Source organism: Alcaligenes sp. Marseille-Q7550, assembly GCF_965112015.1.
This window is the reverse complement of the sequence record NZ_CBCOPU010000002.1, coordinates 878,850-904,000: the sequence shown is the minus strand read 5'-3', so window position 1 is coordinate 904,000 and position 25,151 is coordinate 878,850. Positions and strand designations below refer to the sequence as shown.

The 25,151-nt window shown below is 65.2% G+C and carries 25 protein-coding genes and 2 pseudogenes; 14 read left to right on the top strand and 13 right to left on the bottom strand.

Annotated features, from left to right (window positions below):
- The first annotated feature begins 395 nt into the window (after nt 1–395).
- Together ACWPWO_RS13665 and ACWPWO_RS13660 are read left to right on the top strand one after the other, a co-directional pair.
- Nucleotides 396–602: a CsbD family protein gene (locus tag ACWPWO_RS13665; RefSeq protein WP_454007039.1), complete on the top strand. Its 207-nt coding sequence runs from the start codon at nt 396–398 to the stop codon at nt 600–602.
- A 95-nt stretch (nt 603–697) separates the two neighbouring features.
- A complete protein-coding gene (locus ACWPWO_RS13660; RefSeq protein WP_394061884.1) occupies nt 698–856 on the top strand; it encodes a DUF1328 domain-containing protein in 159 nt (52 codons plus the stop codon).
- 82 nt (nt 857–938) lie between these two features.
- On the opposite strand, the gene argJ is transcribed toward ACWPWO_RS13660, so the two are convergent.
- Both argJ and ACWPWO_RS13650 read right to left on the bottom strand, forming a co-directional pair.
- The gene (gene argJ, locus ACWPWO_RS13655; RefSeq protein ID WP_454007038.1) at nt 939–2,165 is read right to left on the bottom strand and encodes a bifunctional glutamate N-acetyltransferase/amino-acid acetyltransferase ArgJ; all 1,227 of its coding nucleotides are present in this window, start codon (nt 2,163–2,165) and stop codon (nt 939–941) included.
- A gap of 94 nt (nt 2,166–2,259) precedes the next feature.
- Complete coding sequence (locus tag ACWPWO_RS13650) at nt 2,260–2,790, bottom strand: MarR family winged helix-turn-helix transcriptional regulator (RefSeq protein ID WP_454007037.1); 531 nt, start codon at nt 2,788–2,790, stop codon at nt 2,260–2,262.
- 726 nt (nt 2,791–3,516) lie between these two features.
- Here ACWPWO_RS13650 and ACWPWO_RS13645 point away from each other — a divergent pair.
- Nucleotides 3,517–5,166 (top strand): AMP-binding protein, encoded by a 1,650-nt coding sequence (locus tag ACWPWO_RS13645; RefSeq protein ID WP_454007036.1) that lies wholly within the window; start codon nt 3,517–3,519, stop codon nt 5,164–5,166.
- A gap of 67 nt (nt 5,167–5,233) precedes the next feature.
- Here the strand turns inward: ACWPWO_RS13645 and hemL are convergent, their stop codons facing one another.
- The 3 genes and pseudogenes from hemL to ACWPWO_RS13630 form a co-directional block, all read right to left on the bottom strand.
- Nucleotides 5,234–6,517 carry a glutamate-1-semialdehyde 2,1-aminomutase gene (gene hemL, locus ACWPWO_RS13640; protein WP_454007035.1) on the bottom strand — a complete coding sequence of 428 codons (1,284 nt, stop codon included), beginning with the start codon at nt 6,515–6,517 and terminating at the stop codon, nt 5,234–5,236.
- 316 nt (nt 6,518–6,833) lie between these two features.
- Nucleotides 6,834–7,232 (bottom strand): annotated as a pseudogene (locus ACWPWO_RS13635) (thiamine phosphate synthase); the annotation flags it as partial.
- Complete coding sequence (locus ACWPWO_RS13630; RefSeq protein ID WP_454007034.1) at nt 7,225–8,034, bottom strand: bifunctional hydroxymethylpyrimidine kinase/phosphomethylpyrimidine kinase; 810 nt, start codon at nt 8,032–8,034, stop codon at nt 7,225–7,227. The gene ACWPWO_RS13630 and the pseudogene ACWPWO_RS13635, both read right to left, overlap by 8 nt.
- A gap of 134 nt (nt 8,035–8,168) precedes the next feature.
- Here ACWPWO_RS13630 and ACWPWO_RS13625 point away from each other — a divergent pair, with 134 nt between their 5' ends.
- The 4 genes from ACWPWO_RS13625 to ACWPWO_RS13610 are packed head-to-tail and all read left to right on the top strand — an operon-like array spanning nt 8,169 to nt 10,218.
- Nucleotides 8,169–8,333, top strand: coding sequence for a rubredoxin (locus ACWPWO_RS13625; RefSeq protein WP_102068856.1), 165 nt, complete (start codon nt 8,169–8,171; stop codon nt 8,331–8,333).
- A gap of 43 nt (nt 8,334–8,376) precedes the next feature.
- A complete protein-coding gene (locus ACWPWO_RS13620; RefSeq protein ID WP_454007033.1) occupies nt 8,377–8,967 on the top strand; it encodes a YqgE/AlgH family protein in 591 nt (196 codons plus the stop codon).
- Nucleotides 8,960–9,391, top strand: coding sequence for a Holliday junction resolvase RuvX (gene ruvX / locus ACWPWO_RS13615; RefSeq protein WP_454007032.1), 432 nt, complete (start codon nt 8,960–8,962; stop codon nt 9,389–9,391). Before ACWPWO_RS13620 ends, ruvX begins: the two co-directional genes overlap by 8 nt.
- A 23-nt stretch (nt 9,392–9,414) precedes the next feature.
- Entirely contained in the window at nt 9,415–10,218 is an 804-nt protein-coding gene (locus tag ACWPWO_RS13610) for a lysophospholipid acyltransferase family protein (protein WP_454007031.1), read from the top strand.
- Nucleotides 10,219–10,246: 28 nt separating this feature from the next.
- Here the strand turns inward: ACWPWO_RS13610 and ACWPWO_RS13605 are convergent, their stop codons facing one another.
- The 8 genes and pseudogenes from ACWPWO_RS13605 to mpl all read right to left on the bottom strand — a co-directional run bounded on the left by ACWPWO_RS13605 (nt 10,247) and on the right by mpl (nt 18,840).
- Nucleotides 10,247–11,086: a symmetrical bis(5'-nucleosyl)-tetraphosphatase gene (locus tag ACWPWO_RS13605; RefSeq protein WP_454007030.1), complete on the bottom strand. Its 840-nt coding sequence runs from the start codon at nt 11,084–11,086 to the stop codon at nt 10,247–10,249.
- Between the two features lie 3 nt (nt 11,087–11,089).
- Nucleotides 11,090–12,250, bottom strand: coding sequence for an LPS export ABC transporter permease LptG (lptG, locus tag ACWPWO_RS13600; RefSeq protein WP_394061859.1), 1,161 nt, complete (start codon nt 12,248–12,250; stop codon nt 11,090–11,092).
- A 55-nt stretch (nt 12,251–12,305) separates the two neighbouring features.
- On the bottom strand, nt 12,306–12,986 hold the full coding sequence (mtgA, locus tag ACWPWO_RS13595) for a monofunctional biosynthetic peptidoglycan transglycosylase (protein WP_454007496.1): 681 nt from the start codon (nt 12,984–12,986) through the stop codon (nt 12,306–12,308).
- Nucleotides 12,987–13,023: 37 nt separating this feature from the next.
- The gene (aroE, locus tag ACWPWO_RS13590) at nt 13,024–13,875 is read right to left on the bottom strand and encodes a shikimate dehydrogenase (protein WP_454007029.1); all 852 of its coding nucleotides are present in this window, start codon (nt 13,873–13,875) and stop codon (nt 13,024–13,026) included.
- Between the two features lie 179 nt (nt 13,876–14,054).
- A complete protein-coding gene (locus ACWPWO_RS13585; protein ID WP_454007028.1) occupies nt 14,055–14,924 on the bottom strand; it encodes an energy transducer TonB in 870 nt (289 codons plus the stop codon).
- Nucleotides 14,925–14,929: 5 nt separating this feature from the next.
- Nucleotides 14,930–16,818, bottom strand: a pseudogene (locus ACWPWO_RS13580) (ribonuclease catalytic domain-containing protein).
- Nucleotides 16,819–16,860: 42 nt separating this feature from the next.
- The gene (locus ACWPWO_RS13575) at nt 16,861–17,448 is read right to left on the bottom strand and encodes a YqiA/YcfP family alpha/beta fold hydrolase (RefSeq protein ID WP_454007027.1); all 588 of its coding nucleotides are present in this window, start codon (nt 17,446–17,448) and stop codon (nt 16,861–16,863) included.
- 27 nt (nt 17,449–17,475) lie between these two features.
- Nucleotides 17,476–18,840 carry a UDP-N-acetylmuramate:L-alanyl-gamma-D-glutamyl-meso-diaminopimelate ligase gene (gene mpl, locus ACWPWO_RS13570; protein WP_454007026.1) on the bottom strand — a complete coding sequence of 455 codons (1,365 nt, stop codon included), beginning with the start codon at nt 18,838–18,840 and terminating at the stop codon, nt 17,476–17,478.
- A 137-nt stretch (nt 18,841–18,977) separates the two neighbouring features.
- Between mpl and ACWPWO_RS13565 the strand changes: the two genes are divergently transcribed.
- From ACWPWO_RS13565 to ACWPWO_RS13535, 7 genes are all read left to right on the top strand, one after another.
- The gene (locus ACWPWO_RS13565) at nt 18,978–19,475 is read left to right on the top strand and encodes a TlpA family protein disulfide reductase (RefSeq protein ID WP_454007025.1); all 498 of its coding nucleotides are present in this window, start codon (nt 18,978–18,980) and stop codon (nt 19,473–19,475) included.
- Nucleotides 19,476–19,635: 160 nt separating this feature from the next.
- Nucleotides 19,636–20,070, top strand: a complete 435-nt coding sequence (gene aroQ, locus ACWPWO_RS13560) for a type II 3-dehydroquinate dehydratase (RefSeq protein ID WP_454007024.1) — start codon at nt 19,636–19,638, stop codon at nt 20,068–20,070.
- Between the two features lie 88 nt (nt 20,071–20,158).
- The gene (accB, locus tag ACWPWO_RS13555; RefSeq protein ID WP_394061843.1) at nt 20,159–20,617 is read left to right on the top strand and encodes an acetyl-CoA carboxylase biotin carboxyl carrier protein; all 459 of its coding nucleotides are present in this window, start codon (nt 20,159–20,161) and stop codon (nt 20,615–20,617) included.
- A gap of 4 nt (nt 20,618–20,621) precedes the next feature.
- The gene (gene accC / locus ACWPWO_RS13550) at nt 20,622–21,968 is read left to right on the top strand and encodes an acetyl-CoA carboxylase biotin carboxylase subunit (RefSeq protein ID WP_454007023.1); all 1,347 of its coding nucleotides are present in this window, start codon (nt 20,622–20,624) and stop codon (nt 21,966–21,968) included.
- A 97-nt stretch (nt 21,969–22,065) separates the two neighbouring features.
- Nucleotides 22,066–22,986, top strand: a complete 921-nt coding sequence (gene prmA / locus ACWPWO_RS13545; RefSeq protein ID WP_454007022.1) for a 50S ribosomal protein L11 methyltransferase — start codon at nt 22,066–22,068, stop codon at nt 22,984–22,986.
- A 24-nt stretch (nt 22,987–23,010) separates the two neighbouring features.
- Nucleotides 23,011–24,165, top strand: coding sequence for a zinc-ribbon and DUF3426 domain-containing protein (locus tag ACWPWO_RS13540; protein WP_454007021.1), 1,155 nt, complete (start codon nt 23,011–23,013; stop codon nt 24,163–24,165).
- Nucleotides 24,166–24,173: 8 nt separating this feature from the next.
- Complete coding sequence (locus tag ACWPWO_RS13535; RefSeq protein ID WP_454007020.1) at nt 24,174–25,115, top strand: carbohydrate kinase family protein; 942 nt, start codon at nt 24,174–24,176, stop codon at nt 25,113–25,115.
- The last annotated feature ends 36 nt before the right edge of the window (nt 25,116–25,151 follow it).

The window sequence follows — 25,151 nt, the reverse complement described above, 5'->3', positions numbered from 1 at the left end:
GCTGGCGCCCCGACACCGCACTGTCCCATAGGCATGGCGGCAGGGCGGATTGGTCAGCATGCAGTCGGCAATCGTTGAAAATAGCTTGGCACGCAAAATGCCAAGCAAAAAATAATAAGGTAAAAAGGCTTTGCCGTCAATGGTTTGGGGCTTGGGCTGTCTGCATTTCGCATCTATTGGTTACGTCGCGGCGGCGAAAAACGGCGGGGAGCCGCAGCGCCGCGGCAAGACCGTCCATGACCGCAGCCGCCATGGCCGCCGGGCGGGCCGGCAACAACAGACGTTTACATTTACTGGCATTCTGTGGCCTGCCGCCCGGCATGTTTAGCTACGGTATGGGTAACGTTCGATGAGCGTACGTCGATATTTCTGAAACCTTACACAAGGGGAACAGCATGAATAAAGACACGATCGAAGGTAAATGGAAACAGCTCGCCGGCAAGGCCAAATCCGTCTGGGGCGACCTGACCGATGACGAACTGGCCCGGGTCAAGGGCGACTCCCAGCAGTTGGCTGGTCTGGTGCAGGAGCGCTACGGCCGCACCCGCGAAGAAGCCGAGCGCGAAGTGAAGGACTTCTACGACAAGTACGACCGTTATTAGCGCGGCGGCCTGCGCCGGCCCCGTCCGGGGCGGGGCGTCATCAGGGCTGTCAATGCTACGTGGCCGCCAGCCGCGGCCGTCACAAGGAGAGTCGTATGCTGTACTACGCCGTTATCTTTTTCATCGTGGCCATCGTGGCCGCCGTCCTGGGTTTTGGCGGCATCGCCGCTGGCGCGGCTTCGATCGCCAAGATCCTGTTCTTCGTGTTCCTGATCCTGGCGGTGATCTCGCTGATCAAGGGCATGGCCAAATAGATAAAGGCCCGGAACCGGTCCGGGCCAGGAACAAGCGTGACGACGACAGGCTCCGCCGGGCGACCGGCGGGGCCTGTTGCCGTCAGGAGCGGTAATCCGCGTTGATGGATACGTATTCGTGGGAGAAGTCGCAGGTGTAGACGGTCTCGCTGGCCTGGCCGCGGCCCAGCGACACGCGCACCAGGATTTCGGCCTCCTGCATGACGCGCTGCCCGTCTTCTTCGCGATAGTCGGGATTGCGGCCGCCGTTCTGGGCCACCAGCACGTCGCCCAGCCACAGGCGCAAGCGGGAGACGTCCAGGTCGGCGATGCCGGCGTAGCCGATGGCGCACAGGATGCGGCCCAGGTTCGGGTCCGAAGCAAAGAAGGCCGTCTTGACGAGCGGCGAATGGGCGATGGCATAGGCCACCTTGAGGGCTTCCTCGGAGGAGCCCGCGTCCTCGACCTGGATGGTCATGAACTTGGTGGCGCCTTCGGCGTCGCGCACGATCTTCTGGGCCAGTTCGCGCGAGGCGTCCACCAGCGCGTCCAGCAGCTTGTTGTAGTTGGGGTCCGCGATGGACTCCACCTGCACGCCGCTCTGGCCCGTGGCCATGATGATGAAGGAGTCGTTGGTGGAGGTGTCGCCGTCCACGGTGATGCGGTTGAAGGAGCGGTTGGCCGCCAGGCGGCACGTGTCCTTGAGCAGTTCGGGGGCGATGCCCGCGTCCGTGGCCAGGAAGCCCAGCATGGTGGCCATGTTGGGACGGATCATGCCCGCGCCCTTGCTGATGCCGGTCAGGGTGACGGTCTTGCCGGACAGGGTGATCTGGCGCGATACGATCTTGGGCTGCGTGTCCGTGTTCATGATGCTGTGGGCCGCATTGAACCAGTTGTTCGCGTTCAGGTCGGCCACCGCCTTGGGCAGGCCGGCCAGCAGGCGGTCCATGGGCAGGGGCTCCAGGATAACGCCGGTGGAGAAGGGCAGCACCTGCTGAGGGCGCAGGTTCAGCAGCCTGGCCAGTTCATTGCAGGTGTGGCGGGCGTCGGCCAGGCCGGTCTCGCCCGTGCCGGCGTTGGCGTTGCCGGTATTGATGACCAGCGCGCCTATGTCCTCGTGCGTGGCCAGGTGGGCCTCGCAGACCTGCACCGGCGCGGCGCGGAAGCGGTTGGTGGTGAACACGCCTGCCACGCTGCTGCCGGGCGACAGTTCGAAGACGGTCAGGTCGCGTCGGTTGGCCTTGCGGATGCCGGCTTCGGCGATGCCGATTCTGACGCCGGCGACGGGGTGGATGTCGGATTCGGAAGGAATGAACAGATTGACGGCCATGACGCTATCCGGAAAACAAAGTTAAAGGCGGCTCAAAACAGTAATGATACTTGCTTTGAGCCGCCTGGGCACATGCTTACGGGAGCGGGCCGGATCAGTTCTGGCGGGCGCCCATCGAGACGTGGTTGCGGGCGATGAGCTTGAGTTCGCCCAAGGCTTCGAAGAGGTTCTTGCGCGTTTTCTCGGACAGGTCGGCGAACATGTCCTGCAGCCATTGTTCATGCGAGGCGGCCATCTTGCGGAACTGGCGCTTGCCCTTGGGGGTGAGGCGGATCAGGGAGCTGCGCCGGTCGGTGACTACCTTCATGCGCTCCACCAGGCCTTCTTTTTCGAGCTGGTCGGTGATGCCGGTGATGTTGCCGTTGGTGACCATCAGGTGGCGCGAGAGTTCGCTCATCTTCATGCCGGCGGGGCGGCGCTGCAGTTGCGCCATGAGGTCGAAGCGCGGCAGGGTGGTTTGATGTTCGGTGCGCAGACGGCTGAGGATCTCGCCTTCGACCAAGTTGGTGCAGGCCATCAGGCGCAGCCACAGGCGCACGTCGAAGTGATCGTCGCTGCTGGCACGGCTCTCCAGGTCGGGGGCGGCGTCGGCGACGGCGGAAGCTGGGATATCGTTCATGATCATAGATAGCTGGCCTTAATGGTGCATGTCCAAAATTTTTAGCTTTGAAGGACGCAGACCGCAGCCGGAAGTAAGCTGGGTAAGCTCAGGTGTCATTTTAGGGGGGTGCTTGCAAGTTTGACATTGCGGCAGATCAAAGTAAATTCGTTTTTAAGTTTAAATTAATAATATTATTAAAAACGTATACTGAAGCTTGCCGGCGGACAAGCGGGAAGCATGAAAAACAGTATTCGGAAATTTGCTTATTACCTTCGCCGACTTAACTTCCCCATCCTTGGAATATGGACGCGCATTGCTCCATAAGCTGGATGAAATCAAGGGACTATCTGCTTCAAGTGTCATGAATAAGCTGGCGTATGAGGTCCAGTGCCGGCAGTGGCTCCGCTCTTCATTTTTGATTCTAAACGGATACGTTTTCAATTATTTTCTTAATTGAAAATTTTACGTCTTTTTGATGCCGAATTCTTTTGGCAGGGCCGAATCCTCTATTCGAGGCTCAGCCCGGGCTTGTCAATCATGCCAGGGCTTCAGGCGGAGCGTTGAGCCGCGGCGGACCCGGCGCTGGTGCCGCTACTGCGGATAACCCGTAGGCTCAAGCAGTGGCGGCCAGGTTTTTTTTTGCTAATATAGTTTAGAACTAAACAATATAGGTCTTGGTACATGCGGCGGTGTGCGCCGGCTGGCCGGGGCCTACGCCCGAGCGGGGCGCTACATACGCAGGAGACAAGGATGGAACGTTCGGCCCATATCGATACTTTTGCTCGTGACAATCTGCCGCCGCTGGAATGGTGGCCGCGGATGCTGATCGAGGGCAATCCCGACGTGGACTATCCGGCCCGCTTCAACTGCGCCGCGGCGCTGCTGAGCGAGCAGGTGGCCGCCGGGCATGGGGACCGGATCGCGCTGCGCTGGGCGCAGGGCGAGCAGGACGCCAGCCTGACCTACGCGGAACTGGATGTGCTGACCAACCGCATCGCCCATGTGCTGACGCAGGACCTGAAGCTGGTGCCGGGCAACCGCATTCTGCTGCGCGGTCCGAACAATCCCATGATGGCGGCCTGCTGGCTGGCCAGCATCAAGGCGGGTCTGGTCACGGTTCCTACCATGCCGCTGCTGCGGGCCGTGGAGCTCAAGACCATACTGGAAAAGGCCGAGATCCACGCCGCGCTGTGCGATGTGCGCCTGCGCGAGGAGCTGGATCATTGCATGGACGCGGGCCATGCCAGCCATGCGCCCGTGCTCAGGCAATTGCTGTGCTTCAACGACGAAGGGCCCGAGGGCCTGGAATCCCTGCTCAAGGACAAACCGGCCGATTTCACGGCCTGCGACACGGCGGCCGACGATGTCTGCCTGATCGCCTTCACCAGCGGCACCACCGGCCAGCCCAAGGGCTGCATGCATTTTCACCGTGACGTGCTGGCCATGTGCGACACCTTTTCGCGCCACATCCTGCGCCTGAGCCCGCAGGACGTGGTCTGCGGCACGCCGCCGCTGGCCTTCACCTTCGGCCTGGGCGGCCTGCTGTGCTTCCCGCTGCGGGCGGGCGCGTCGACGGTGCTGCTGGAGCGCCTGACTCCGGCCGATCTGCTGGCCACCATAGACCGCTTCAAGGTCACCATGACCTTCACGGCGCCGACGTTCTACCGCCAGATGGCCGCGCTGGTGGGCCGCTATTCGCTGGCCAGCCTGCGCGCCAGCGTCTCGGCCGGCGAGGCCCTGCCCGACGCCACGCGCCAGCTGTGGAAGCAGGCCACGGGCATCGAGATGACCGACGGCATCGGCGGCACCGAGATGATCCACGTCTATGTCTCCAGCCCGCCCGAGCAGGTGCGGCCCGGCGCCAGCGGCAAGGTGGTGCCCGGCTATGTGGCCGCGATCCTGGACGAGAACCTGAACCCGGTGCCGGTCGGCACGGCGGGGCGCCTGGCGGTCAAGGGACCGACCGGCTGCAAGTACCTGAACGATGAACGGCAGAAGCAGTTCGTGCAGGGCGGCTGGAACTTCCCCGGCGACACCTTCAAGATGGACGAGGACGGCTATCTGTATTACCAGGCCCGCAATGACGACATGATAGTCTCGGCCGGCTACAACATCGCCGGCCCCGAGGTGGAAGGCACCCTGCTCAAGCACGAGGCGGTCGCCGAATGCGGAGTGGTGGGCGCGCCGGACGAGGATCGCGGCCAGGTGGTCAAGGCCTTCATCGTGCTCAAGCCGGGCTTTACGGGCAGCGAGGAGCTCAAGAGGCAGCTTCAGGACTTCGTGAAGGAGAATGCCGCGCCCTACAAATATCCGCGCGCCATTGAATTCGTGACGCATCTGCCGCGCACCGAAACCGGCAAGCTGCAGCGCTTCGTGCTGCGGCAGATGGCGCAGGGCTGACCGGGGCGGGGCAAAAAAAAGCGGGGCGTGGCGCCCCGCTTTTTTCATGCCTGCCGCCGGAGGGACATCAATCCTTGAGCGTGGCGAAGACCTCGCGCGCCGCCTGCACGGTGGCGGCTATGACGTCGGGCGTGTGCTGCACGGACACGAAGCCGGCCTCGAAGGCGGACGGGGCGAAGTACACGCCCTTGTCCAGCATGGCGTGGAAGAAGCGCTTGAAGCGCGCGATGTCGCCGGCCGAGACTTCGGCCAGGGAGGCGGGGATGCGTTCGCTGAAGTAGATGCCGAACAGGCCGCCCTGATGATCGGCGCAAAAGGGTACGCCGGCTTCGCGGGCGGCGTCGGTCAGGCCCTGGACCAGGAGAGCGGTGTTGCTGTTGAGCGTGTCGTAGAAGCCGGGCTGGGCCAGCTTCTTCAGGGTCGCCAGGCCGGCGGCCACGGCGACCGGATTGCCCGACAGCGTGCCGGCCTGGTAGACGCCGCCTACGGGCGCCACGCATTGCATGATGTCGCGGCGTCCGCCGAAGGCGCCCACCGGCATGCCTCCGCCGATGACCTTGGCCAGCGTGGTCAGGTCGGGGCGGATGCCCGTCAGGCCCTGCACGCCTTGCGGGCCGACGCGAAAACCGGTCATGACTTCGTCGAAGATCAGTACCGCGCCGTGCTCGGTGCCCAGCTCGCGCAGGCCTTCCAGGAAGCCGGGGGCGGGGCGCACCAGATTCATGTTGCCGGCGAAGGGTTCGACGATGACGCAGGCGATGTCCTGGCCTTTCTGCTGGAAGGCGTCGCGCACGGCGTCCAGGTCGTTGTAGTCCAGCACCAGGGTGTGGGCCACGAATTCGGCGGGCACGCCGGCCGAAGTGGGGTTTCCGAAAGTGAGCAGGCCCGAGCCGGCCTTGACCAGCAGGCTGTCGGCGTGGCCGTGATAGCAGCCTTCGAACTTGATGATGGTCTTGCGGCCCGTGTAGCCGCGCGCCAGGCGGATGGCGCTCATGGTCGCCTCGGTGCCCGAGCTGACCAGGCGCACCTGCTCGATGGACGGCAGCAGCTTGGTGATGGTCTCGGCCAGCACCACTTCGCCTTCGGTGGGCGCGCCGAAGGACAGGCCGTGCACGGCCGCGTCCTGGACGGCCTTGACCACGTCCGGATCGGCATGGCCCAGGATGGCCGGGCCCCAGGAGCCGACGTATTCGGTGTATTGCCGGCCGTCCGCATCCCAGATGTAGGGACCCTGGGCGCGTTCGATGAAGCAGGGCGTGCCGCCGACCGAGCCGAAGGCGCGAACGGGCGAGTTGACGCCGCCGGGAATGAATTCGCAGGCGCGTTCGAAAAGTTGCGTGTTACGGGACATGAGGCAGAAATCCAGACGGTAAGAACGGTTGGTTCGTGGCAGGCGGTCCGGTCAGCGCGCGTGGCGAGACCGGGCCTGGGCTAGGAAAAGATCGGTGAAGCGCTGCGCCGTGGCGCGCACGTCGTCGGCCTCGAACAGGCTGCTGATGACGGCCAGGCTGTCCACCCCGGCCTCCAGCAGCGCCGGGGCGTTGTCGGGGGTGATGCCGCCTATGGCCACCACGGCGGCGCGGCGGGCGTTCCCGCAAGATCGACCACAAGGAAGCCGGCATGGGCGACTGCGTGGATTTCACGCTGGACGGAAAGACCGCGCCGAAGGCGATGTAGTCCGCGCCTTCGGCCAGGGCCTGCCGGGCCAGCTCCAGGCTGTTGTAGCACGAACGCCCCAGCAGGGCATGCTGGCCGAGCGCGTGGCGCGCCTGGATCAGGTCGCCGTCGTCCTTGCCCAGGTGGGCGCCCTGCACCGGGAACTGCAGCGCCCAGGACCAATGGTCGTTGATGAGCAGCGGCAGTTCCAGTGACGCGCACAGCTCGCTCAGTTGGGTCAACTGTTGATGCAGGGCTTCCTGGCTGCCTTGCTTGCGGCGGAACTGCAGCACCTTGAGGCCCCCGTCGTGCGCGGCGCGCACCGCGCGCAGCAGGCGGGGCGTGTCGTCCCAGTCGGGGGTGATGCCGTACAGGCCGGCCGGAAAGCGCAGGGGCGTGGAGTCAGTCATGGCGAAAGGGGGCGGGGTTGAGCAGGCGGTGGCCCATGCCGGGCTGGAAGGTGTCGCGCGAGCATGCCTGCAGGTGGCTCAGGGCTGATTCTACCGCGCCGTCCAGTTCCTGGCCCTGGGCCAGCCGGCAGGCGCAGGCCGCGGCCACCAGGCTGTCCATGTCCTGCTGGCGCAGGCCCGGGTCGCGCGGCAGGCTGTATTCGAGCCGGCCGTGGTGTCCCTGGAACAGGGCGTGCCACTGGCCGGGAGCGCCGGGCCCGGCCGTGATCAGCACGGCATGCGCGCCCGCGGCCAGCAAGGCGGCGGCCGCCGATTCGCTGTCTTCCAGCAGGCCTTCCGAGCGCCACTGTTCCAGGCTGGCGTGGTCCACGACCAGCAGGGAGCTGAGCGGCAGCAGCAGGCGCAGGCAGGCGTCCAGGGCGTCCTCGGCGTCGATGTCGTCCAGGCCGGCGGGCATGGCGGTAAGGTGCAGCACCAGGGGCAGCTCGGGGTAGTCGGCGCAGATCTCGGCCACCATGCTGGCCATCTCGGGACTGTAGAGCGGCCCGCACTTGACGGCCTGGATGTTGACGTCCTCGAGCAGGCAGCGGGCCTGGTCGTCGGCGACGTCCTCGGCCAGCGGCTGTATGCTTTCCAGTTGGGCGGTGTCGCGCACCAGCAGCGCCGTGGGCACGCTCAGGACGTGACAGCCCAGCCGCGCGCCGGTCACGACGTCGGCCGGCAGGTGGGCGCCGCCGCTGGGATCGTAAGGCGCCAGAACGAGCGCCAGCCCTGGACTTGAATTTTCGAGATCAGCAGCCATCTTGTATCAAATGTGGTCCAGCGCCAATTATTTGGCCCGGATGCCGCAGGGTTTAGTAATATTGACCCCATTTTAATGGATTGCCCCGATTTGCACCCGGATCGGACTATGTTTACAAATACAGTAGGAATGTTATGCGTACGTGGATGTGCCTGATTTGCGGCTGGATTTACGATGAAGAAGCGGGGCTGCCCGAGGAAGGGATCGCCCCCGGCACGCGTTGGGAGGACGTGCCTCCGAACTGGGTCTGTCCCGAATGCGGCGCCCGCAAGGAAGATTTCGAACTGATCGAAGTGTGATCGGCCCGTTCCCCACGGTGGTCTGCCCCGACAGGAGGTGCGTATGAGTGCAACAAGCCAGTCGCCGCTGGTCCAGGAAAGCGCCAATCTGACCCACCACCTGTTGCTGGCCATGCCCGGCGTGGTATCGGGCAGCCTGGCCGACACCGTCATCTACGTCTGCGAGCACAATGAGCAGGGCGCCTTGGGCCTGGTCATCAACCGGCCCACGGACCTGACCCTGGCCGATCTCATGTCGCGCATCGAAGTCCAGGTGGACGCCGACACAGACCTGGCCGGCACCTCCGTGTATTTCGGCGGACCGGTGCAGACCGACCGCGGCTTCGTGCTGCATGATTCGGACAAGGCCTACACTTCCAGCCTGGCGGTGGGCGAACTGACCCTGACCACCTCCAAGGATGTGCTGCAGGACGTGGCGCACGGCCAGGGCCCGCAGCATATGCTGGTCACGCTGGGCTACGCGGGCTGGAGCGCGGGGCAGCTGGAAAGCGAGATGGCCGGCAATGCCTGGCTGAACGTCAAGGCCACCCACGAAATCCTGTTCTCCACGCCCTTCGAAAAGCGCTACGACAGCGCGCTGGCGCTGCTGGGCATCGATCCCCTCATGTTGTCGGGCGGCGCGGGCCATGCCTGATCGTGCAGAGGGCACCGGCGCGCCGGCCGTCGAGACCATCCTGGCCTTCGACTACGGCCTGAAGAAGATCGGGGTGGCGCTGGGCAACACCTTGACGCGCCAGGCCCGTCCCTATGCCATCCTGCGCCCCGTCACGCGCGAGCAACGATTTGCCGCCATCCGGAAGTTGCTCGACGAGTGGCAGCCCGACCGCCTGGTCGTGGGTTTGCCTTTGACCGCCGAGGGTGCGGAGCAGTATGCTTCGCTTCGCTGCCGGCGATTCGCCAACCAGCTGCATGGCCGCTACGGCCTGGCGGTGGAGTTGGTGGACGAACGCGGCTCCAGCATGGAGGCCCAAGCCTTGCTGGGAAGCAACGACGACGACGATGCGGTGGCCGCCTCCGTGATCCTGCAGCGCTACCTGGACCGCCTGCCGCCCGTCTGAGTCCCTCACGAGGCTGAAGTCCTTTGAATACATTCCGTTTTGCCTGGCGCGCCGTGGCGCTGATGTTGTGGATACTGGCAGGCCTGCTGCTGGTCGGCCTGGCATTTCCCATCCTGCGCCCGGGCGGGCGACGCGCGCTGGTGCTGGGCATGTCGCGCCTGCTGATGCGCATCTGCGGCGTCGCCGTCCTCCAGCATGGCCGCGCCGTGCAGGACAGAGCCGTGCTCTACGCATCCAACCACGTATCCTGGCTGGATATCTTCGTGCTCAACAGCGTGCGTCCCACCTCCTTCATCGCCAAGAGCGAAATCCGTCGCTGGCCCGTGGTGGGCTGGCTGGTGGCCGGGGCCGGCACGGTGTTCATCGAACGTGGCCAGCGGCGCGCCCTGCATACGGTCAGCCAGCAGATGGAGCGCTGCTTCGAACGGGGCGACGCCGTGGGCCTGTTTCCCGAGGGCACCACGTCGACCGGCCTGGACGTCAAGACTTTCTATGCCAGCCTGTTCGAGGCGGCCATCAATCTGGAGGTGGACATCCAGCCTGTGGCGCTGCTGTTCGAGCAGGCCGGGCGGCGCACCGAGCGTTTCGCCTTCGTGGGCGAGCAATCGTTGGTGGGCAATATCTGGGTCCTGCTCAGTTCGCGCCGGGTCCAGGTGCATTGCCATTTCCTGGACGTCATGCCCGCCCAGTCCTGTATGCAGTGGGGCCGCAGCGCCACGGCCCAGCAGGCCAGGGAACGCATCCGGGCTGTCGTCCGCCCCGACTGGCCGCATGAGGTCGACACGCCTGATGAATCCGAGGCGCACGCCGGCGCCGAGGTGGACTAGGCTCGGGCTGACAGGCCGGAGTTTTTCATCATTCGCCGGGCTTCTGGTTTTCGGGGCAGTGGATCTGCACCAGCCGCCGGTCCTGCAGGCGCACGGCGCTGAGCTGGCGGCCCCAGACGCAGCCTGTGTCCAGGCTGAGCAGCGTGGGCGTGTTCATCAAGCCCAGCGTGGACCAGTGACCGAAGATGATGGGCACGTCGGCGCAGGCCCTGTCCGGCAGTTCGTACCAGGGCAGGAGTCCTGAATCGGGGTCCGGCGCACCCTTGTGCTTGAAATCCATGCTCCCGTCGGCGCGGCACATGCGCATGCGCGTCAGCGTGCTGACGATGGCGCGCCGGCGCGCCTGACCCGTCAGGGCGGGGTGCCAGGCGTCGGGTTCATTGCCGAACAGTTCGGCAATATGTTCGCGCCAGTCGTCGGCGCGCAGTAGGGCTTCCAGTTCGCGGGCGTGCTCCAGGGTCTGTTCCGGGCTCCAGGCCGGATGCACGCCGGCGTGCACCATCAGATGCCCGTGTTCGTAGTGCGCCAGCGGCTGATGGCGCAGCCAGTCCAGCAGTTCCTGTGCGTCCGCCGCGGCCAGCAGCGCCGCCAGCGTGTCGTGCTTGCCCGGCTTGCGCACCCCGGCGGCCACGGCCAGGCAATGGATGTCGTGATTGCCCAGCACGCAGGTGGCGCGCTCGCCCAGCGCCCGGATGCGGCGCAGCGAGCCGGCCGAATCGGGGCCCCGGTTGACGAGGTCGCCTGCGAACCAGAAATGGGCCTGCTCGTCGGCCTGGATGTCGGGGTGGCGCAGCAGCGCATCCAGGGAAGCGCAGCAGCCCTGGATGTCGCCGATGGCCCAGATGGATGCGGAATGGGTCAGGGGCATGGTTCAGTTGGAGACGCTGGAGTGGCGGCGGCGCAGGTTGTGGCGGTTTTCCATCAGGATGAGCGCGCCCAGCGCCAGGGCCATGGCGATCAGGTTGGGCACCAGGGCGGTGACCCAGGGCGGCAGATTGCTGAGCATGGCCACGTTCAGGGCCAACTGGTTGACCATGAAAAAGCCCACGCCCAGCAAGATGCCGGTAAAGACTTTGGTGCCTACTCCGCCATGGCGCGTCTGCATGAAGCCGATGGGCGCGGCGATGGTGATCATGACCAGCAGGGTGAAGGGATAGGCCACCTTGCGCCAGAGCGCCACCACCTGACGCTTGGTCTGCAGCTTGTTGGCGTCCAGGTAGTCGATGTAGTCCTTCAGGTCCAGGATGGACATGCGTTCGGGCGTGACGACGCGGGCGATCAGGCGGTCGGGCGTCAGCGTGGTCTGCAGGGTCAGTTCCGGCCGCTTCTCGATGCGCGCCAGGGGCTGGTCCGGCGCCTGGGCCTGGGCCAGGGCAAGGTGGGAGGACTCGCTCAGATGGGTTTCGGTCACGTCGCGCAGCACCAGTTCATTTTCCTTGAACTGGCCCGACGGCGCCTGGGCCACCATGTTCAGTCGCTGGCCGTCCATGAAGTCGTAGATGCTGACATCGCTGACGCTGCCGTTGCCCTGCAGGTTGGCGATGTTGATGATGCGCATGCCGTTTCCCGGCTTGTTCTCCTTGAACCAGTAGCCGCTGTCCAGCCGTCCGCCGCCCGAACGACCCAGCAAGGCCATGCCCTGCTCGCTGGATTTGATTTCCGCCATGGGCGTGACGTATTCGGACAGCACGAAGGCGCCGGCCACCAGGGGCAGGGTAACGGTCCAGAGCATGACCATCATGCGCAGCCCGCTCACGCCCGAGGCGCGCAGGATGACCAGTTCGTTGCGCTGGGCCAGGCTGGCCAGCGCCAGGATGGCCCCGATCAGCAGACCGATGGGCAGCAGGTCGTACAGGCGCGTGGGCAGCTCCAGCGCCTGGATATAGAACAGGCTGGCGAGCGTGAACTTGGATCCCACCTTGTCCAGTTCCTCGATCAGGGCGAAAAAGGTGAACAGCCCCAGCAGGGCGATCAGCACGACGGCGCTGGAGCGGTAGATTTCGGAAGCGAGGTAGCGGCGGGCGGTGCGCATGTAAATAGGGCTGTTGCGATGACGAGGCTAGGTTAACAAAAAAAGCCGTGTACGGTCATGGAATGGCGACCTGCCGCATGCGCTGGCTGATGGTGCGGGTGCGCGATTGCAGGTAGGGGCTGTCGCGGCGCCGGTCGTAGTAGGCCGGGTTGGGCAGCATACTGGCCAGGCGGGCGGACTGCACGGCGCTCAGCCGCGCGGCGTCCTGCTTGTAATAGTGGCGGGCCGCCGCCTGCGCGCCGAAGAAGCCTGTGCCCCATTGGGCGACGTTCAGGTAGAGTTCCAGAATGCGTTCCTTGCTCATGACCGCCTCTATCATGTAGGTCAGGATCAGCTCCTGGCCTTTGCGCAGATAGCTGCGCGAGTCCGACAGGAACAGGTTCTTGGCCAGTTGCTGGGAAATCGTGGAGCCGCCGCGGCGGCGCGCCGAGCCTTTTTCGGCCTGGCGGCGGTTGTAGTCCCAGGCTTTGCGGATCGCATCCCATTCCACGCCGGAATGCTGCATGAAGTTGGCGTCCTCGGAAGCAATGACGGCGCGCTTGAGGTTGGCGCTGATCTGCTCGTAAGGCACCCATTCGTAGCGCACCTGCGCATCGGGTTGCGCGGCGCGCAGCTCGCGCTGCTCGGCCGCCATGAAGGGCGTGAGCCTGGGCGGCATCACGCTGTACCACAGCACCATCAGGAACAGTGCTATCTGGTAAAGCAGTATGCCGGCGGCGGCCGCCAGCAGCAGCATGCCGGCCAGTTTCCAGGGGCGGGCGGCCAGTTTCACGTCAGACTTGTCCGACCTGGCTGCGCAGCGCGGCCAGCACGGGTTCCACTTCGGGCTCCACGCCGTGCCAGATGGCGAAGCTGGCGGCCGCCTGGCCCACCAGCATGCCCAGGCCGTCCATGACCTGGTCGGCGCCGGCCCGTTCGGCCGCCAGCATGAAGGCCGTGGGTTCGCCTGCATAGAACATGTCGTAGGCCAGGGAGTTCTTGCGGTAGCGCGCGTCGGGCAGTTCGGGCAGCGTCTGTTGCAGGCTGGCGGAAGTGGCGTTGATGACGATGTCCCAGTCGCCGGAATGGTCGTCCAGCCCGCCTGCGCTCAGGCGGCGCGAGGCGTCGGGCTCCAGCGCCACGACATGCTCGCGCAGGTCGTGGGCCTTGCTGCTGGTGCGGTTGATGACGTGCAGCAGTTCGCAGCCGGCCTCCAGCAGGGGGAACACTACGCCGCGCGAGGCGCCGCCCGCGCCGATCAGCAGGATCCGCATGTCCGCCGGGTCGTGGCCCAGGCGGCGCAGGTCCGAGCACAGGCCCACGCCGTCCGTATTGCAGCCGTGCAGCTCGCCGTCCTTCATCCACAGGGTATTGACCGCGCCGGCCATGCGGGCCCGGCGGGCGAGGCGCTTGGCGGCCAGCTCGAAAGCCTGTTCCTTGAAGGGCAGGGTGACGTTCAGGCCCTTGCCTTCGGCGAAGAACTCCCGGACCGCGGCTGTGAAGCCGTCCTCCGGCGCCAGGATGCGCTCGTAGCTCAGTGCGATGCCGCACTGGCGGGCGAACTGTTCATGGATCTCGGGCGAACGGCTGTGCTTGATGGGGTTGCCGATGACGCCGTAGCGGCCGGCGGAAGTCGTGTCGGACATGAGAGGCTCTAAGGAAGTGTCTTGTTATTGGATCCGGCCGGCCTTCGTGTCCTGACGGATCCTCCGGGCACGGGTGGCGAGTGAAGCCTGGTCGAGGCTCTATTTTACCGCCGGGCAGCCGGAACGCCGAATTGCCCGAGCTGAAACAGGCTTCTTGGGTCATGGACGAAGGCGCTCGGTCAATCATTGGCCGGGCCCTGCATGCTGAGGGTGTCGCGAGTGAATTCCCAACTGCGGGTGATCACCAGCACATCGGCGCCGGGAGCTACTTCCGGCGGCCGGGGGGCGAAAGGGGCGGCCAGCTCGACGATGCGCCGGGCGGCAAGGTTCAGAGCCGGGTCGGAGGCGGGCCGCGTCAGTTCGGCGCGCAGCAGGCTGCCGTCGCGTCGTATGTAGACCGTCATCTGCAATTGCCCGTAGAGCCTGCGGCCTTCCTGCCGGGGATAGTGGCGGGTGCCGGTCTGCTCGATGGCCTGGCGCCACTGGTCCAGGTAGCGCGCCTCCTCGCTGGCGCGCGCGCTCGGGCCGGCGTAATGGTAACGCGGCTGGCGCTGCTGTTCGCGGATCTGGTCGCGCAGCAGCGCGATGCGCGCGTTGCGGATCTGGGGGCTGCGGTCGTCATCGTCCTGCCCGGGAGCCTGAGCGGCGCCGGTGTACTCGGCGGGCGGGGTGGACGGCGGCACGGCATCCTGGCTGTCCAGCTCGCCCAGCAGGCGTTGCTGCTCGGCTTCCAGGCTTTGCTGGCGCTTGCGCAGCGCTTCCAGCACCAGCAGGTTGGGCAGGTCGGGGTCCGTGAGCGGCAGGGGCTGGCTGGCCTGGCCGCGCGCATCCTGCCCGCCGCCTTCCAGATTCAGTTGCGCGAGCAGTTGCGGATCCAGGGGGGCGGATTCGGTGCTGAAGTTGACCAGGGCCACGTCCAGGCTGCGGGCGGCCTGGGGAGCTGGCGCGCGCGCGGGCCAGCACACCAGCGCGGCGTGCGCCAGGGCCGAGACCGCGACCGCCGGCCAGAGGTAATCGCCTTGCGCAAGGCGGCGGGGCGGCCTGGCCATGGCCGTCAGGCTGCGGCGGCGACCTCGCGCAGGCGGCATTCCACCGTCAGCGCCAGTTCGTCGAAGGCCAGCAGGTCTATGGTGACTTCCTGGCCGCGCTCCAGGGCGGGCAGGCCGGGCACGTGCAGCACCAGGGGGGCGTCGTTCAGGCGCACCAGGTCTTCTTTGATATAGGCGGCGCGCGCCTGGGTGATGCCGTTCTGCTGCAGCCAGCGCAGGCACCAGTAGCGCTCCAGCGAAGATTGGTAGTCGGCCCATTGGGCGTACTGGCCTTCGAAGGCGCCGATGATGGCGAACAGGTCGGCGTCCTTGGGCTGGAAGGGGGCGGCCAGGCGGGCGGAGATGCCGTGTTCGGCCGCGGCCAGGATCTGTCCCTGGTTGATCAGGTCCACGTAGCGGCGCAGCGGCGACGTGGACCAGGTGTATTGCGGCACGCCGATGGATTCATGCGGCGCGGGCGTGGTGGACATGCGCGTGCGCATGAATTGCTGCGAGCGGTAGATGCCGGGCACGTTGTGCTCGGCCAGCAGGCCTCCCCAGAGCTGGTTGGCCAGGATCATGTATTCGGCCACCAGCAGGCTCAGCGGGGCGTTGCGCACGCGCGGCACCAGGCGGATGACCGAGTCGGGGTCGTCGTGCGGTCCGTCCAGCTCGAAGGTGTATTCCACGCGGTTGTTGTTCTCGGGCTTGCCGCGCACGGCCTCGCGCTGGGCGGCGAGCTGGCGCGAGAAGGTCCACAGCGGACGCAGCCACTGCGCATAGGGCAGTTCGGCCGCGGGATCGTTCAGTGCCTCTTCGGAGATCAGCGGGTCCAGTTCGTGCTGGCGCAGGTTGCGCTCGACGGTGATGCGCTCCAGGCGGGTGTGATGCGCCAGGATCTCGCCGGTGCTGATGTCGGCGTCCACGTACAGCGACAGAGCGGGACGCGCCTGGCCTTCGTCCAGGGAGAAGCGCGCGATCAGCTCGGGCGGCAGCATGGGAATCTTGTGGCCCGGCGTGTAGACCGTGGCCATGCGGTTGCGCGCGATCTGGTCAAGCTCGTTGCCGCGCTTGACGGCCAGCGCCGGCACGGCGATGTGCACGCCCACGCGGATGCGGCCGGGCTCGGGCGTCTGCACCGACAAGGCGTCGTCGATCTCGATGGTATTGGCGTCGTCCACCGAATAAGCGGTGACGTCGGCCTTGGGCAGGTCCTTGCCCCATTCCTGGACCTGGATGGGCGGAAAGCCCGTGCCTTTGGGAAAGTGGGCCGACAGGAAGCGGTGCTGGTGCAGCGTCAGGGGGTTGGACCAGGCGCCCAGCGACAGCAGCAGTTTTTCCGTGCCCACGCCCAGTTCTTTCTGGGCCTGGTCGAAGGCTTTCCATTCCAGGGAGTTCTTGTCCGGCTGGGCCAGGAACGTATGCGCCTTCTGGGCGACCTGCTCGGGCAGGCGGCCTTGCACCATGTCGCGCGCCCAGGCCTCGATCTGTTCCTGTTGCAGGCGTTTCTTTTCAATGGCGGCCAGCGCAGCCTGCAGGATCTCGGGCGGGGCGGGGCGGTACAGGCCCTTGCCGCGGCGATGGAAGTAGGCCGGGGCGCTGTGCAGCGCGAAAATGGTGCCGGCTTTTTCCACGGCGTCGGGCGCATGGCCGAAATAGTCCTGGGCCAGGGCGGCCGCCTCGAACTCCTCCTGGGGGGCGCATTCCACAGGAAGTTGATGTCCAGCGACTCGGCCAGGGCCTGGGCCTGTTCCATCAACTGCGCGGGAGCGGGTTGCTCAAAGCTGAACAGCACGGTGTTCTTCTTGATCTTGCTGCGTTTCCCGGAGGCCGATTCCACTTGCAGGGTGGAGTCGCTTTCGGAGAAGACTTTTTCCGCTTTGAAGTTGCCGCTGTCTTCGAAAAGGACGTACATGATGTTCCATCTGGATGGCCGCGGCCATCCGGTAAGTATTTTTTAAGGTCGTTGCAGGGCGAACTGCAGGATGTCGGGTATCCAGGGGTCGAAATCCGAGAAGCCGTGGTCGCCGCCTTCGACGATGTGGCCGCGGCTGCCCCGGTACCAGTCCGCCATTTCCCGCCAGTTCAGGACTTCATCGCCCTTGGCCGCCAGCAGGTAGAACTGTTGCGGATCGGCCGGGCGGGGGACGTGGATGTCGTCCAGTTCGTCCACATAGTCGGGCAGGAAGTGAAAGGGCGCATCCGAGTGGTAGCAGGTGTGTTCGCCCACCTGCGTGGCCAGATCCCGGCCGGCGTAGACCACCGGGTTGATCAGCACGGCCCGGCTGCGGTAGTGCTGGGCCAGGTGGCTGGCGTAATAGCCGCCCAGCGAGGACCCCATGATGCACAGCCGCTCCCGCGCATTGCCGGCCTCCAGTTCCGTATCCAGGATGCGCCGGCACAGGGCGATGGCCTGCGCCGGGCTGGCCGGCAACTGCGGGCAGCGCCACAGGTGCAGCAGGTCCCGTTCCTGCAGGGCCTGCTTCATGCGCTGCGCTTTGTAGGACGAAGGCGAAGAGCGAAAGCCGTGAAGGTAGAGGATCATGACAGCACCTGGGGGGACGGAAGGAGGTCAGCGCGGCAGGCGGTCCAGCAGGCGCTGGTGGACGCCGCCGAAACTGCCATTGCTCATCACCACGATGGCGTCGCCGGGACGGCTGGCCTGGACAATGGCAGTCACCATTTTATCCAAATCGTTCCAGGCTGTGGCGCGCTCGCCCATCTCGGCCAGCACGACCGCCGGGTCCCAGCCCAGGGCGTGCTTGCCCTGGGTCTCGCCGTAGCAGAACACCAGGTCCGCCTGCTCCAGCGACTGCGGCAGGCGGGCGGCCATGGCGCCCAGCTTCATGGTGTTGGAGCGCGGTTCCAGCACCGCCAGGATGCGCGTGGCCGGCCCCACCTGGCCGCGCAGCCCGTCCAGGGTGGTGGCGATGGCGGTGGGGTGGTGCGCGAAGTCGTCGTAGACGGTCACGCCCTTGACGGTGCCGCGCACTTCCATGCGGCGTTTGACGCCCTTGAAGCGGCACAGGGCGGCGATGGCCTGTTCGGGCTCCACGCCCGCATGCTGCGCGGCGGCGATGGCGGCCAGCGCGTTGAGCTGGTTGTGCCGTCCGGTCAGCGGCCACTGCACGCGGCCCAGGGCCTGGCCGTGGCGCAGGACCTCGAAGGAGGTCGGGCTGATGTCGCGGCTGTCCCAGTCGCCCTGGGGGCCGAAGTAGTTGACCGGCGTCCAGCAGCCGCGCTCGAGCGTCTGTTCCAGGGCGGGCGCGCCGGTCGGGCACAGGATCAGGCCCGAACGCGGAATGGTGCGCACCAGGTGGTGGAACTGGGTCTGGATGGCGTTCAGGTCGGGGAAGATGTCGGCGTGGTCGTATTCCAGGTTGTTCAGCACGGCCGTGCGCGGACGGTAGTGGACGAACTTGGAACGCTTGTCGAAGAAGGCCGTGTCGTATTCGTCGGCTTCGATCACGAAGAGCGGCTCCGCGGGGTCGAAGCGCGCCGACACGCCCAGGGCGGGCGCCCCGCCGCCGATCAGGAAGTTGGGCGCCAGGCCCGCCTGCTCCAGGATCCAGGTCAGCATGGAACTGGTCGTGGTCTTGCCGTGGGTTCCGGCCACCGCCAGCACGTGCTGGCCGCGCAGGATGTTCTCGCCCAGCCACTGCGGCCCGGACACGTAGGGCAGGCCCTGGTCCAGTATGGCTTCCATCAGGGGATTGCCCCGGGAGACGACGTTGCCGATGATGTACAGGTCGGGCGCCAGTTCAGTCTGGCTGGCGTCGAACCCTTCGATCAGCGCTATGCCCTGTTCCTGCAACTGCGTGCTCATGGGGGGGTAGACCCCGGCATCGCAGCCGGTCACGGTATGGCCCGCCGATCGGGCGATCAGCGCCAGGCCGCCCATGAATGTGCCGCATATGCCTAATATATGTATGTGCATGACAATCCTCCGGCCCACATTTTAGTCGAGTGTTTGATCTGGCGCGCCGACTTGGCCGGGATGCGGGTGCTATCATCGCCGGATGATGTGTTCCACCCTGGGGAGGTCCGGGGTGCTTTTATAAAGTGTGAGCAAGTATGCAAAGGCGTCTTTTCCTGCGGCGGGCCTTATTATGCGCGGGGCTGCTGGCCCTGCACCCGGCGCCCTGGGCCAGTCTGCTGCCCGCCGATCCGTTCCTGGCGCAGAGCTTTCCCGATCTCCAGGACCAGGACCGGCTCTTGTCGACCTACGCCGGCAAGCCGCTGGTCATCAATTTCTGGGCCACCTGGTGCGCGCCCTGCATCAAGGAGATGCCGGACCTGCAGGCGCTGCACGAGCGCTATCCGGATGTGCAGTTCGTGGGCATCGCCGTGGATTCCAAGAGCAACGTCCAGGAGTTCCTGCAGCGCGTTCCGGTCAGCTATGACATCCTCCTGGCCGGTCCGGGCGGGGTCAGGCAGATGCGCAGCCTGGGCAATAAAAAGGGCGGCTTGCCGTTCACGGTGGTGTTTGGAAGCAACGGCCGGGTGGACGAACGGATTCTGGGACAGATCGATCCGCAAAAGTTGGACGAAGTTATCAAGCGTCAGCGCTAAATGGCGCACTTCGTCGTTCAATTTCGGCAAATTCCGGCCCGCGGCCGGTTTTCTCCTGAAAATGCGGAATCCCCCGGTTACCGCTTGTAATCGGCGTCGTTGATAGACAAATGGCGCTTTTTAGCGTAAAAAGGCGGTCTGTCTTCACGAAAAATCCGCTATGGCGAATCATGTTCTGGTCCTTAACGGGCCCAACCTCAACCTGCTGGGTACCCGGGAGCCGGATGTCTACGGACATCAGACCCTCGAGGACATCAATGGCGGTTTGCGGGCTCTGGCCGACCAGCATGGCGCACAGTGTCAGTTTTTTCAAAGTAATCACGAAGGCGGGCTCGTCGACCGGATCCACCAGGCCCGCGCCGAGGGTGTCGATTTCATCATCATCAATGCCGGTGCCTACACACACACCAGCGTGGCGATACGCGATGCTCTGGCCGGTGTCGGCGTTCCGTTCATCGAAGTCCACTTGTCCAATGTACACAAGCGCGAGCCGTTCCGTCATCATTCCTATCTCTCCGACGCCGCCCGCGGCGTGATCGTGGGGCTGGGGGCGTTCGGGTATGAGGCTGCGCTGCGTTTTGCCTTGGACAGCTAGGCGGCTGTCTTCGTCTTTTTGACCAATTTTCTTTTTTGATGCCGTTCTGATTCAGCACTAGGACAGTGCGGCGTCGCGGGAAGCATGCATGGATCTTAGAAAACTCAAAACCCTGATCGATCTCGTGGCCGAATCGGGTATTGCCGAACTGGAAATCACCGAAGGCGACGACAAAGTCCGGATCGTCAAATTTTCGCAGAGCTCGGCTGCCCCCGTGGCTTATGTTCCCGAGGCGCAGGCTGCCCAGGTCGTGGCCGCTCCGGCCGCTGCCGCGCCGGCTCCAGCCGCTGCCGCCGCGCCCGCTGCGGCCGAGGGCCATGCCGTCAAGGCGCCCATGGTCGGCACTTTCTACCGCGCTCCCAGCCCAGGCGCCGCTCCTTTCGTGGAAGTGGGCCAGACGGTCAAGGAAGGCGATCCGCTGTGCATCATCGAGGCCATGAAGCTGCTCAACGAGATCGAGGCCGACAAATCCGGCGTGATCAAGGAAATCCTGGTCGAAAACGGCGGCCCCGTGGAATACGGCCAGCCCCTGTTCATCATCGGTTGATGACATGTTTGAAAAAATCCTAATCGCCAATCGGGGCGAAATCGCCTTGCGTATCCAGCGCGCCTGCCGCGAGATGGGTATCAAGACGGTGGTGGTCTATTCCGAAGCCGATCGCGGCGCCAAGTACGTGCGCCTGGCCGACGAGGCCGTCTGCATCGGCCCCGCGCCCGCCCGCGACAGCTACCTGAGCATGCCGGCCATCATTTCCGCGGCCGAAGTCACGGACGCCGAAGCCATCCATCCCGGCTACGGCTTCATGGCGGAGAACGCGGACTTTGCCGAGCGCGTCGAAAAGAGCGGCTTCGTCTTCATCGGTCCGCGTCCCGAGAACATCCGCACGATGGGCGACAAGGTCATGGCCAAGAAAGCCATGATCGAGGCCGGCGTGCCCGTGGTCCCCGGCTCGGACGGCGCGCTGCCCGACGACCCGCAGGAAATCATGCGCATAGCCCGTGAAGTGGGCTATCCGGTGATCATCAAGGCCTCGGGCGGCGGCGGCGGTCGCGGCATGCGCGTGGTCTACACGGAAGCGGCCCTGCTGACGGCCGTGGCCACGACCAAGTCCGAGGCGGCGGCGGCGTTCAACAATCCCGAGGTCTACATGGAAAAGTACCTCGAGAATCCGCGCCACATCGAGATCCAGGTGCTGGCCGACGGCGAGCGCAACGCCATCTGGCTGGGCGAGCGCGACTGCTCCATGCAGCGCCGCCACCAGAAGGTCATCGAGGAAGCGCCCGCTCCCGGCATTCCCCGCCGCCTGATCGAACGCATCGGCGAGCGCTGCGCCGATGCCTGCCGCAAGATGCATTACCGCGGCGCCGGCACGTTCGAGTTCCTGTACGAGAACGGCGAGTTCTTCTTCATCGAGATGAACACCCGCATCCAGGTGGAGCACACGATCACCGAGATGATCACCGGCATCGACCTGGTCCAGGAGCAGATCAAGGTTGCCGCGGGCGAGAAGTTCGTGCTGCGCCAGCGCGACATCCAGTTCGAAGGCCACTCCATCGAATGCCGCATCAATGCGGAAGACCCGTTCAAGTTCACCCCTAGCCCCGGCCTGATCACCAACTGGCATACGCCGGGCGGTCCCGGCGTGCGCATCGATTCGCACGTGTTCGCCGGCTACACGGTTCCGCCGTTCTACGATTCGATGATCGCCAAGCTGATCACCTACGGCAAGACCCGCGAACAGGCGATCGCCCGCATGGACATCGCCTTGTCGGAAATGGTGGTGGAAGGCATTCAGACCAACGTTGCGCTGCACCGCGAGCTGATGCAGGACGCCAACTTCCAGGCCGGCGGCACCAGCATCCACTACCTGGAACAGAAGCTGTCCCAGCGCAAGTGAAGCACAGGGACGGCGGCAGGATCGCGAACCGCCTCGTCCTGGGCAGTGAACATGCAAAACAGGGGCTCGCCCCTGTTTTGCTTTATGGAAGACAAGTATGCGTGAACTCTTATTGAGCTGCCGTGAAAACGAGGCCGAGCGTTTGTCCGACGCCTTGCTGGAGGCTGGCGTGCTGTCCGTGTCGGTGGAGGACGCCGACGGCGACACCGATCGTGAGCAGCCCCTGTACGGCGAGCCCGGCATAGAGCCGGAGGTGCTGGCGTGGGACCACAACCGCGTGGTGGCGCTGCTGCCCGAGGGCGTCGAGCCCGAAGACATGCTGCAACCCCTGTACGAGGCCGGCGTGCTCGATCCGCAGCAGGCTCAATGGAGCGTACGCGAGGTGCCCGACGCCGACTGGGTGCGCCTGACGCAATCACAGTTCGGCCCCATTCCCGTGGGCGAGCGCATCCTGATCGTGCCCAGCTGGCACAAGGATGACGAGGACCTGCCCCTGGTGCAGGATGCGGGCGAGGATCTGGTGCGCATCGAGCTGGACCCGGGCCTGGCGTTCGGCACCGGCAGCCGACCGACCACGCACTTGTGCGTGGACTGGCTGGCGCACCATGTGCAGCCCGGACAGACCGTGCTGGACTATGGCTGCGGCTCGGGGATTCTGGCGATCGCCGCCCGCAAGCTGGGCGCAGGCCACACCGTGGGCGTGGACATAGACGAGCAGGCGGTCATTTCGACGCGCTACAATGCGCAGGTCAATCAGGTCGACGTGCAAGGGCTGCTGCCCGACGAAATGCCGCCAGGCCAGACCGATCTTGTGGTGGCCAACATCCTGGCCAATCCCTTGCGCATGCTGGCGCCCATGCTGGCCAATCGCGTCAAGCCGGGCGGCCATCTGGTGCTGTCGGGCATCTACGACTGGCAGGCCGAGGAGATGATCGCGGTGTACTCGCCTTATCTGCCCCTGTCGGTCTGGCAGGCGCGCGATGGCTGGGTCTGTCTGGCCGGGCAACGGTCTGTGTAGGACAGCAAGAATTTAGGTGGGCTTATGGAGTTGAAGACTCGCTGCCCCCGGTGCGGGACAATTTTTGCAGCCAGCGTCGAGCTGCTGCAGCGTCGCCGGGGCTATATACGCTGCATCCAGTGCGCACATATTTTTGATGGCTTCGAAGAGGTCATCGACGATGATGCGCCCGAGCCTACCTATGATGCGCCGCGATCCGCTCCTGAACCGGCGTCCAAGACCGAACCGATGCTGGGACGTCGCGAGACGCAGACCGTGCAGCATGTCGATCTGCAGGCGCCGGCGCAGGGGCCGCGCTTCGTCGAGCACTCCCGCCATGCCCCGCCGCGCGACGAGGGGTCCGCGCACGATTCCCTGCAGGTGCGCAAATTTCCTGATTCCGCCCTGGCCAGGGCGCCGGTGACCCCGGCCGATCCGTCCGTCATTCGCGCCCGCGCCCCGATTGCGCGCGACCGGACGGACGAGGACGCTTCTTTCTTCGTGTCCGGCCTGGATGCCGAGGACGACGCCGGCGATCATCACATCGGCCAATCCTCCTGGGGGGACAACGAGCCCGACTTCAGCGTGGGCGACCGCGTCAGCACCTTGCGCGCCGCATATCCCTCGCGTCAGGCCGACGGATCGGGCGAGGACTGGGTCATTCCTTCCAATCCCGCCATGCAGCGCGAGACGCGCTACGAGGGCGAAGCCGGGCTGGGCCGGCGCGCCTGGTCCGTGTTCTGGAAACTGCTCTGCGCAGCGGGCGTGCTGGTTCTGCTGGCCCAGGTGGTCTATGTCTATCGCGTGCAGATCGCCAGCCACATTCCGCTGCTGCGACCCGCGCTGGAGCAGGCCTGCGCGAACCTGGGCTGCCAGGTGCCCTACGAGCGCCGCATCGGCGACATCCGCGTGGTGTCCTCGGCGCTGCACAAGGAGCCGGGCGAAGGTTCGCGTTCCACTCTGCGCTTTACGCTGCGCAACGAATTCGAGCGTCCCCAGGAGTGGCCCACGCTGGTGCTGGACCTGAAGGATTTTTCCGGCGCCCTGATAGCCCGGCGCAATATCGAGCCGGCCCAGTACCTGGCGCCGGAGCGACGCGGCGAACCCTTTGCGGCGCGCACCGAACTGATGGTGCAACTGCCCCTGGATACCGGGGGCCTTCAAGTCAATGGCTATCAGATTAGCCCTTTTTTTCCATAAGGTAAGTTATGTCCGAGCGAGTGCTGGTATGCGGGTCGATCGCGTTTGATACGATCGCCGTTTTCGAGGGCTATTTCAAAGACCATATCCTGCCCGACAGCATACAGACGCTGAGCGTCTCCTTCTTCGTGCCCAGCCTGCGCAAGGAGTGGGGCGGATGCGCCGGCAACATCTCCTACACGCTCAAGCTGCTGGGCGGCCAGCCCGTGCCCGTGGGCACGGTGGGCGGCGACGGCCTGGATTACATCAAGCGCATGGAGGGCCTGGGCATCGACACCAGCATGGTGCGCGTGATGCCCGAACTGTTCACGCCCCAGTGCTTCATCACGACCGACCTGGCTGCCAGCCAGATCACGTCCTTTCATCCCGGGGCCATGCTGCATTCGGCCGACAACGATCTCTCCGGCCAGCAGGCCGGCTGGGGAATCGTGGCTCCGGACGCCAAGGACGGCATGTTCGCGCATGCGCGGCGCCTGAATGCCATGGGCGTGCCGTTCATCTTCGACCTGGGCCAGGCCATGCCCTTGTTCTCGGGAGAAGATTTGCTGCAGATGCTGCAACTGTGTCAGGTTCTTACGGCCAACGACTACGAGGCCGAGGTCATCGAGCAGCGCACCGGCAAGTCCATGACGCAGATCGCCGCCGGCTTGAAAGCCGCCGTGATCACCCGTGGAGCCCATGGCAGCACGCTTTATCGCGACGGGCAGGAGATTGCCATTGCTCCCGTGCCGGCGGCTGAAGTGGTCGATCCCACCGGCTGCGGCGATGCGCATCGCGCCGGCCTGTTATATGGGCTTACAAAAGGCTGGAGCTTCGAGGAAGCCTGCAGCTTGGGCAACCTGATGGGCAGTATTAAAATCGCGAGTAACGGCCCCCAGAACCATGAATTTAAACGATCTGACATTCAGGCTATGCTAAAACAGCATTTCGGCATCGAACGCAGCCTGTAACCTTGCGCCCGCACGCAGATCTCTTGGACAGGCCAG